This is a genomic window from Phormidium sp. CCY1219 (assembly GCF_055795085.1).
The window spans coordinates 1-7,268 of sequence record NZ_JAYFEQ010000675.1 but is presented as its reverse complement, the minus strand read 5'-3'; the positions used below and the strand labels follow the sequence as shown (position 1 = coordinate 7,268).

The window sequence follows — 7,268 nt, the reverse complement described above, 5'->3', positions numbered from 1 at the left end:
ATTGCGGGGGACCGGGGGTCAGTCGCTCGGCTTATATCCCCACGGATAAATCCGGGGGCTTTACGCCGATTCTCGGTCACTCCGGAAATGTAGCCCCACCGCATGCCATCTCCCTACCGGGGGTGCGCTTTGAACCGAGGGGCTTGTGCTTCGGCGAAAACCTAAAGAAAAGCTTATAGCTGCACGGCGGAGAAAAAAAAGCGGTTAACCTCAACCCAAACATCAACTTTCCCCTTTTCCGTCGCTCGATTATTCTCTCGCAGCATTTGCCATGAGACCTACGGAACACAAGCAATACATCACCCTCAGCGCGATCCTCGCCCTCGCAGTTGCGATCGCCTTTGGCGCGTTCGCCTCCATACCCATCGCCATCTGGGGATTTCTACTCGTTGTAGCGATCGCCATCTCCTATAAATATCCCCGCCTCGGACTGTGGATATTTTTAATTTATCTGCCCTTCAGCGGCACGGTCACCTACGCGATCGGTCAAGGTAGCCCCCTTTACCTGGGACTCAAAGACGCCTTTTACTTTCCCGCCCTCATCGCCCTGATTCAAGAATACCGCCAGGGCCAGCAACCCTGGCGAATTCCGCCCCTGCTGAGGTTGGCCCTGGGGTTGGTACTCCTGAGTATCCTATTGACCTTGGTGTTTGCCAATCTGCCCCAGGCATTCGTCAGTGGTGCAGGGGAGTCCCCCTTCCTGATGGGGGTGATGGGATTAAAAATTTTAATCGGCTACATCCCTTTGATGTTTTGTAGTTATTACCTGATGCGCCAGACCCAGGATGTATTCGCGATCGCCCGCCTGTTTGTGGTGCTTGCCCTCATCTGTTGTCTCCTGGGATTCCTGCAATATGGGTTGCTCAGCAGCGGGGTATGTGCCGGCACGCGCGGATTAGAGGGACAGGATTTATTTAGAGCCACATTAGAAGCGAGATGTCTGGTGGGGGGTTCCTTGGTCTTTAGTCCCGAGGTGAATTTAATTCGCCTCCCGGGAACCTTCGTTTCACCGTGGCAATGGAGCTGGTTTTTGATTGCCAATGGGGTGTTTAGTTTCACGGCGGCCCTGAGCGATCCGTCCCGGGTTTGGAAACGGGTCAGTTTGGGGGCGACGATCGCGATTTTTCTGATGGCGGTATTCTCGGGTCATCGACTCCCGGTGTTGTTGCTGCCGACATTTTTTCTGATTTTACTGTTACTAGCTCTGTTGGTCGAGCGGCGATGTTTCTTCCAGTCGTGGCGGGAAAAATCCGGGCAATTGGCCCTGGTGGGAGTGGTGGTAGCGATCGCGATCGCCGCGATCGTGTATCCCCCCGCTATTCCACCGGGATGGGATGCGACTCGCTGGGAAGCGGCTCCACCCCTGCTAGAATTTATCGGCGAGCAATTCCAGTTTGCGATTAATAGCTTAAATGGAGTTTTCGGCAATGGGTTGGGGAGAGCTACGAATGCGGCGCGAATGTTTGGAACCACTACCCTAATCGAGAGTTATTATCCGAAACTGCTCTACGAGTTAGGGTTTCCCGGGTTGCTGAGCGTGTTGGCCCTGGTAAGCGCGGTGAGCTTCCTGACGTTTAAAGCTTACCGGGGGGCGATCGCGCCGCATCTGCGCCTGTGGGGATTGGGGATTTGGCTGTTTATTGTGTCGATAAGCTACAACAGTTTTTACTATCCCCTGGAGGTAGCGCCGGTGGCGGTTTATTATTGGTGGTTTGCCGGGATGGCGCTAAAATTACCACAGTTGAATCAAGGGGAGGGGTAATTAGCGATCGCGGGTTGAGGTTGGCGGGTAATTTTTATGTTGATGCAAGTTAAAGAATGGAACTGTTAAGTATTATTTTATCGGGGCTGCTCACCTTGGTTTCCCCGGTGGGGGTGGTATTCGATAATATTGCCGAGCGGGATATTCGCTCGGCGCTGCATTCGGCGGAGGAGTTGGAAGTTCGGTTGGACAATTCGCCGAATTACTTTTTGTTTGCCGGAAAGGTGGAGCGGTTGCGGTTTGCCGGGAGGGGATTGTATCTGACGCCGGATATTCGGATCGAGAGTTTTGAAGTGGAAACCGATCCGATTGAGGTGGATCTCGATCGCCTGAATGAGGAGGATGAGAGTGGGGTGCCGTTATTTTTGCAGGAGCCACTGCAGGGGGCGTTTCGCTTGGTATTGACTGAGGAGGATATGAACCGCGCGCTGCGATCGGCTCCATTTATCGAAGAATTAGGGGAGGCGGGCATTGGCGCGATTCCGGAAACGGAAGATGAAACCATAGCACAAAGATTTCGGATTGTCAACCCCGAAGTGGATTTTTTAGGGAATAATCGGATCCGGGTGCAGGTGGAGATTCAGGATCTTCGCGATGAGGAGCAGGTGACGATCGCGGTGGAAACCGGGCTAGAAGTGGTGGGGGGAACTCAGTTACGGGCGATCGATACCCAGATTACGATTAATGGAGAAGAAGCTCCAAGTCGGTTGGAGAATTTAGTGGTGAATTTGGTCGAGCGCGTTTTTAATTTGAAAAAGTTTGAAGAAAATGGGTTGTTAGCAAGGTTTTTAGACTTTACGATTACCGGAGAGCGGCTAGAATTAACGGCGTTTGCCCGGGTGGAAGATCCAGAGTGGTTTTATGAGCCGAGGGAGTGACATCTGCGCTAGTATTTTCTGGAATAGGGGTTTATTGTGCTGTAGTTTCTTCGGTAGGATAGCCAGTTAGATGCGCCGGAATTTGCGATTTGTGAATAGAGGTTACGGTGCGATCCGGTTTGGGGTGAGGTGTGTAGAAGTTACAGGGAGTGCAACCGAGAATGAGGTGGGGGATGGAAACTTTCCGCACCGCATCGGTTTAAATCCAGAATCAGCGCATAAAGTCTGTGTTGTCAATGAAAAATATGGGGGACAAATCAGGCGGAAGCGATAAGTTTATACTGACGTTTGTTTGATAATTAAGGAGATTTTTTTGACATGCAAAATCACAGCGATCGCCGGATTCCGGTTGGTTTAGTTGCTACAGTTTCAGCCCTCGCGATCGCCGTTGGGGGTGCCACCGCCTGGTGGAGTGTCAATTCCCGGAATTCCGAACCACCGAACTCGGTGAATTCTTCCACCGTGGATCCGAATGGCCAGACCCCTTCTGTGTCGCCCACGGTGGAACCGGATTCGCCGCCGCCTACTGTGGTGAGTCCCACCACGGAGCAAACGGTGGAGGTGTTCGTGATTCAAGACAGCGGCACGCGATTTGAACTGACGCCGATGCCGGTGTCGGTGCAGGCGTCAGAAGAACCCACGGCGTTAGTGGCGGCGGGGTTCGAGCAATTATTCGCAGAACCTCAAGATGAGAGTGGGTTTAGTGAGATTCCCCAGGGCACTCAACTGTTGAATCTGGACATTAAGGATAATGGGGTGTATGTGGATCTCTCGCCAGAGTTTGAGTTTGGCGGTGGCAGTACCTCGATGACGGCGAGACTGGGCCAGGTGGTTTATACGGCGACTACATTAGATCCGAATGCACCGGTGTGGATTTCGGTGAATGGGGAACCGTTGGAAATTTTAGGGGGTGAAGGGTTGGAGATTCCCCGCCCGATTACCCGAACCGAGTTCGATCGCGAATTTCCGCTTTAATTTTAAACAGCGCAAAGGTGCCCCGACGGAAGTGGGGGCACCTTTGCGCTTTCTGGGTAGAATGAAGAGAGTTTGAGGGGGAGCGGCGGGGCTAATTTTTTCCAACCAAGCTTAAGGAACGGAATTGGCGAGCCTGCTCTTCGATGCGGGCGGCAAGGCGATCGCACACCAAGTTGCACAGGTCGAAAATCAGGGGGTCGTCTACCCGGTAGTAGGCAGAAGTACCCTCGGTGCGGCGGCTGAGAATGCCTGCTTGCAGCATCACTTTCAGATGTTTGGAGACATTGGCTTGACTGGTGTCGGTGGCCTCAACTAATTCTTGGACGCATTTTTCCCCGTCGCGCAGCAAATTTAACAGTTTCAGGCGCATCGGCTCACTTAAAATACTGAAATATTCGGCCACATATTGCATGACTTCTTGGGGTACCGGCTGGGCGAGTTTCATAAAATAAACCTGGAATAGCTTGCTTAATACTATTTTAACATTCAAAAATTTTATGACAATAGAGTGATTAACTTCTTTAGGGGGAGAGTCCGAATGAAAAAAGGGGAGAAAGGGTAATATTTGTTACTGTTTTATTTTTGAATTTGTGCGTATAGTGCAACCGATGGAGCCACCGAGACGCACAAGGCGATCGGCAAGTTTAAAAAAGCGAGTTGCCGATCGCGAGCCTGGGGAGGTTTGCCCAAATTTGGCGCGGCGGGGCAGTAGTCGATCGGGGGCGCGGCGGATGGAGGTGGGAGAGGTGAAAGCAAAAGGAGAGAGAAACCACCACCGAGCCGAGCCAAGAGCAACTCGCTTTTTTGCGAAAAACCACCTGAGCGACGGAGAGATTAACTGGGGTTAATCCGCATCAACGGCTGACCGTATTCTACAGGGGAGCCATTTTCGACCAAAACTTCCATCACTTGTCCGGACACCTCGGCTTCGATGTCATTCATCAACTTCATCGCCTCAATGATGCAGACCGTTTGACCGGTAGTAATTCGATCGCCGACTTCCACAAACGGAGGCTCATCCGGAGCCGGTGCGCGATAAAACGTGCCCACCATTGGAGAGTTGACCTCAACCCACTTGCGTTCCAGGGCGCTAGGGGTGGAGGCAGTCGGCTCAGGTGCCACAGCTTGGGTGGCAGGGGTGGAGCCTGGGGGAGAAGTTACGGCAGAAGATTGGGTAGGTGCGCTCGCCTGAGATGCAGAAGCAGCCGCCGTTCCCACAGCAGTTGGTTCGGTAGCGAGCGCCAAATTGGCGATCTCTTCTGGAGTCGCACTGGCGTCGGCTTTCGCCTTTTCCTTGCGTACCGTTAGCTCAAAATCACCACTTTTTAACGTCAGCTCTGAAATCTCGGTGCGATCGAACGCGGTTAGCAGCTCGCACAGTTGGCTTATGTCCAGTTGCACAGTTTATTTGACCCCATTAAATCAGCTTGCGGCTGTCAGCGAGCGGCATTCAGCCATAAAAAACAGCACAGTTCAGTTACCAAAGGCGATCGAGAGAGCCTTTGGCGGTTTGGGTACCGATGAAAATGAAACGGAAAAATGGCGCGAAAGCGTTTAGCCGGTGAGCCAAGCGCTCACGCCGCACCGCTTGACTCGGAAAGAGTCAAGCGCTCTCGATTGGTAAAACGTACCGTTACTCGCGACCCAAATAAGAATCGTTGCGGGTATCGATTTTGATCCGCTCTCCGATAGAGATAAATAAAGGAACCATCACTTCCGCCCCGGTTTCTACCGTGGCCGGTTTGGTGCCACCAGTAGCGGTATCGCCTTTGACACCGGGATCGGTTTGGGTGATTTCCAGGACCACAGAGTTCGGCAGTTCAACTTCAAGCACTTGGCTTTCCCACCGAATCACATTCACTTCCATTCCTTCCTTGAGATACTTGACGCGATCGCCAATTTTATCGGCACTCAGACGAGTTTCTTCAAACGTTTCCATATCCATAAACACGAACTGCTCGCCATCTTTATAGGTATGCTGCATCGTGCGTTTTTCCAGGATCGCTTGCGGCACGGTTTCCCCGGCGCGAAACGTTCGTTCTACCATGCTTCCCGTCTGCACGTTTTTCAGTTTCGTGCGGACAAAAGCAGAGCCTTTACCGGGTTTGACGTGGAGGAATTCAACCACCCGCCACACCGCCCCATCTAATTCAATTGTGACGCCAGTACGAAAGTCATTACTCGATATCATGGAATCGACCTTGGGCAAGAACAATCGGCAATTCATTTTACCGCGAGGTTGTCCCTGTGCTGGCACTCTCCTCAAATTAGAGACAACCCGAGGGGATTTTTCCGGCATCCGCCTTGGGCGAGAGAGAGATTTTCCCGCAATTGCGATCGCGGGTTTGCCTCTATGGCAAGATTGATGCAGTGCGGTTTAGAAAGACTCAGGGATATATTGATGCTGCTTTGGAGCAAAAAAATTGCGAAAATCATGCAAGCCGGGTTGAAAACGGCGTTCTTAGTGGTGCTGATGGTGTCCCTGTCTGTGGGACTCAGTGGGGCGTGGTGGGACTTCGGGGGCACCCCCAGTCGAACCAGCCAATTGCCACAGGGAAATGCCATTACCGACCCGAAAGCATTGTTACGCTATGCGTTGCCAATTGACAATCAACCCATCCGAGAGGTGCAGTCCAACTTAGAAGACATTTCCGGGCAACTGCGCGGGAAACGATGGAGTCGCATGAAAGCGGATATTACCAAAGCATCGGTGATTCTCTCCCGGCGCGAGTCGGAAATCCTCGAGGATGTGACCGATGAGAACAAATCGGGCGCTAAAGCATTAATCGAGCGAATCCAAGAAGAGATCGTGCCGTTGCAAGAGGCGGTGGAAGAGGAGGATAAGTCTCGAGTTCAGGAGGAACGCGATCGCATTTTGAGCTGGATCAACCAGATCGAAGAAATGATGGTCGAAGAATTTCCCTTTGAAGTGCCGGAAGAATACAGCAATCTGCCGCAACTGAAAGGTCGCGCCACGGTAGAAATGGAAACCGAGAAAGGGAACCTCACCCTGGTCGTGGACGGATACAGCGCCCCAGTGAGCGCCGGCAACTTTGTGGATTTAGTCAATCGCGGATTTTACGAGGGTTTAGAATTTATTCGCTCGGAAGATTTCTACGTGTTGCAAACCGGGGATCCTGCCGGACCGGAAGAAGGATTCATCGATCCGGATACCGGGGAATATCGCAATATTCCGTTAGAAGTGTTGGTTAGAGGAGACGAGCAGCCGACTTACGGCATTACCCTCGAACAAGCAGGTCGCTATCGCGCGCAACCCGTGCTGCCATTTTCTGCCTATGGTGCGGTGGCAATGGCGCGACCGGAAGAAGACCCGGATGGGGGGTCTTCGCAATTCTTTTTCTTCTTGTTTGAACCGGAACTGACTCCGGCGGGACTCAACTTGTTAGATGGCCGTTATTCGGTGTTTGGTTATGTGGTGGAAGGCAAAGAGGTGTTAGAACAACTCAAACAGGGGGATAAGATTCTCTCGGCAAAAGTCGTGCAAGGGGGCGACAATTTGGAGCCACCCCAGACGAGTTAGACCGATGCGGGAGGCTCGCGATCGCCTAATATCTGTGACGTCAGGGACTCCGTAGAAACCAACCCCATGTCTAAAGCCAGGGGCTTGTACTTCTAACCACCTGACCAGCCTA

At 52.3% G+C, this 7,268-nt stretch carries 8 protein-coding genes; 5 read left to right on the top strand and 3 right to left on the bottom strand.

Annotation, left to right across the window (positions count from 1 at the left end):
* The first annotated feature begins 271 nt into the window (after positions 1 to 271).
* The 3 genes from AC0QH1_RS19705 (at position 272) to AC0QH1_RS19695 (ending at position 3,615) form a co-directional block, all read left to right on the top strand.
* On the top strand, positions 272 to 1,762 hold the full coding sequence (locus AC0QH1_RS19705; protein WP_324632992.1) for a hypothetical protein: 1,491 nt from the start codon (positions 272 to 274) through the stop codon (positions 1,760 to 1,762).
* A gap of 56 nt (positions 1,763 to 1,818) precedes the next feature.
* The gene (locus AC0QH1_RS19700; protein WP_324632991.1) at positions 1,819 to 2,640 is read left to right on the top strand and encodes an LmeA family phospholipid-binding protein; all 822 of its coding nucleotides are present in this window, start codon (positions 1,819 to 1,821) and stop codon (positions 2,638 to 2,640) included.
* Between the two features lie 318 nt (positions 2,641 to 2,958).
* Complete coding sequence (locus AC0QH1_RS19695) at positions 2,959 to 3,615, top strand: GerMN domain-containing protein (protein WP_324632990.1); 657 nt, start codon at positions 2,959 to 2,961, stop codon at positions 3,613 to 3,615.
* A 91-nt stretch (positions 3,616 to 3,706) separates the two neighbouring features.
* Here AC0QH1_RS19695 and AC0QH1_RS19690 read toward each other — a convergent pair whose 3' ends face one another.
* Positions 3,707 to 4,060 carry an ArsR/SmtB family transcription factor gene (locus tag AC0QH1_RS19690; RefSeq protein WP_324632989.1) on the bottom strand — a complete coding sequence of 118 codons (354 nt, stop codon included), beginning with the start codon at positions 4,058 to 4,060 and terminating at the stop codon, positions 3,707 to 3,709.
* Between the two features lie 389 nt (positions 4,061 to 4,449).
* A complete protein-coding gene (gene accB, locus AC0QH1_RS19685; protein WP_324632988.1) occupies positions 4,450 to 5,016 on the bottom strand; it encodes an acetyl-CoA carboxylase biotin carboxyl carrier protein in 567 nt (188 codons plus the stop codon).
* On the opposite strand from accB, the gene AC0QH1_RS19680 reads away from it, so the two are divergent.
* Positions 5,003 to 5,173: a hypothetical protein gene (locus AC0QH1_RS19680; RefSeq protein WP_324632987.1), complete on the top strand. Its 171-nt coding sequence runs from the start codon at positions 5,003 to 5,005 to the stop codon at positions 5,171 to 5,173. The two genes, accB and AC0QH1_RS19680, sit on opposite strands and share 14 nt — an antisense overlap.
* Positions 5,174 to 5,248: 75 nt before the next feature.
* Here the strand turns inward: AC0QH1_RS19680 and efp are convergent, their stop codons facing one another.
* The gene (gene efp, locus AC0QH1_RS19675) at positions 5,249 to 5,806 is read right to left on the bottom strand and encodes an elongation factor P (RefSeq protein ID WP_324632986.1); all 558 of its coding nucleotides are present in this window, start codon (positions 5,804 to 5,806) and stop codon (positions 5,249 to 5,251) included.
* 210 nt (positions 5,807 to 6,016) lie between these two features.
* Between efp and AC0QH1_RS19670 the strand changes: the two genes are divergently transcribed.
* The gene (locus AC0QH1_RS19670) at positions 6,017 to 7,156 is read left to right on the top strand and encodes a peptidylprolyl isomerase (RefSeq protein WP_324632993.1); all 1,140 of its coding nucleotides are present in this window, start codon (positions 6,017 to 6,019) and stop codon (positions 7,154 to 7,156) included.
* The last annotated feature ends 112 nt before the right edge of the window (positions 7,157 to 7,268 follow it).

Bases quoted from the DNA above. Each gene is read 5' to 3' on its own strand.
- AC0QH1_RS19705 (WP_324632992.1), top strand. From the start codon at position 272: ATGAGACCTACGGAACACAAGCAATACATCACCCTCAGCGCGATCCTC.
- AC0QH1_RS19700 (WP_324632991.1), top strand. From the start codon at position 1,819: ATGGAACTGTTAAGTATTATTTTATCGGGGCTGCTCACCTTGGTTTCC.
- AC0QH1_RS19695 (WP_324632990.1), top strand. From the start codon at position 2,959: ATGCAAAATCACAGCGATCGCCGGATTCCGGTTGGTTTAGTTGCTACA.
- AC0QH1_RS19690 (WP_324632989.1), bottom strand. From the start codon at position 4,060: ATGAAACTCGCCCAGCCGGTACCCCAAGAAGTCATGCAATATGTGGCC.
- AC0QH1_RS19680 (WP_324632987.1), top strand. From the start codon at position 5,003: ATGTCCAGTTGCACAGTTTATTTGACCCCATTAAATCAGCTTGCGGCT.
- efp (WP_324632986.1), bottom strand. From the start codon at position 5,806: ATGATATCGAGTAATGACTTTCGTACTGGCGTCACAATTGAATTAGAT.
- AC0QH1_RS19670 (WP_324632993.1), top strand. From the start codon at position 6,017: ATGCTGCTTTGGAGCAAAAAAATTGCGAAAATCATGCAAGCCGGGTTG.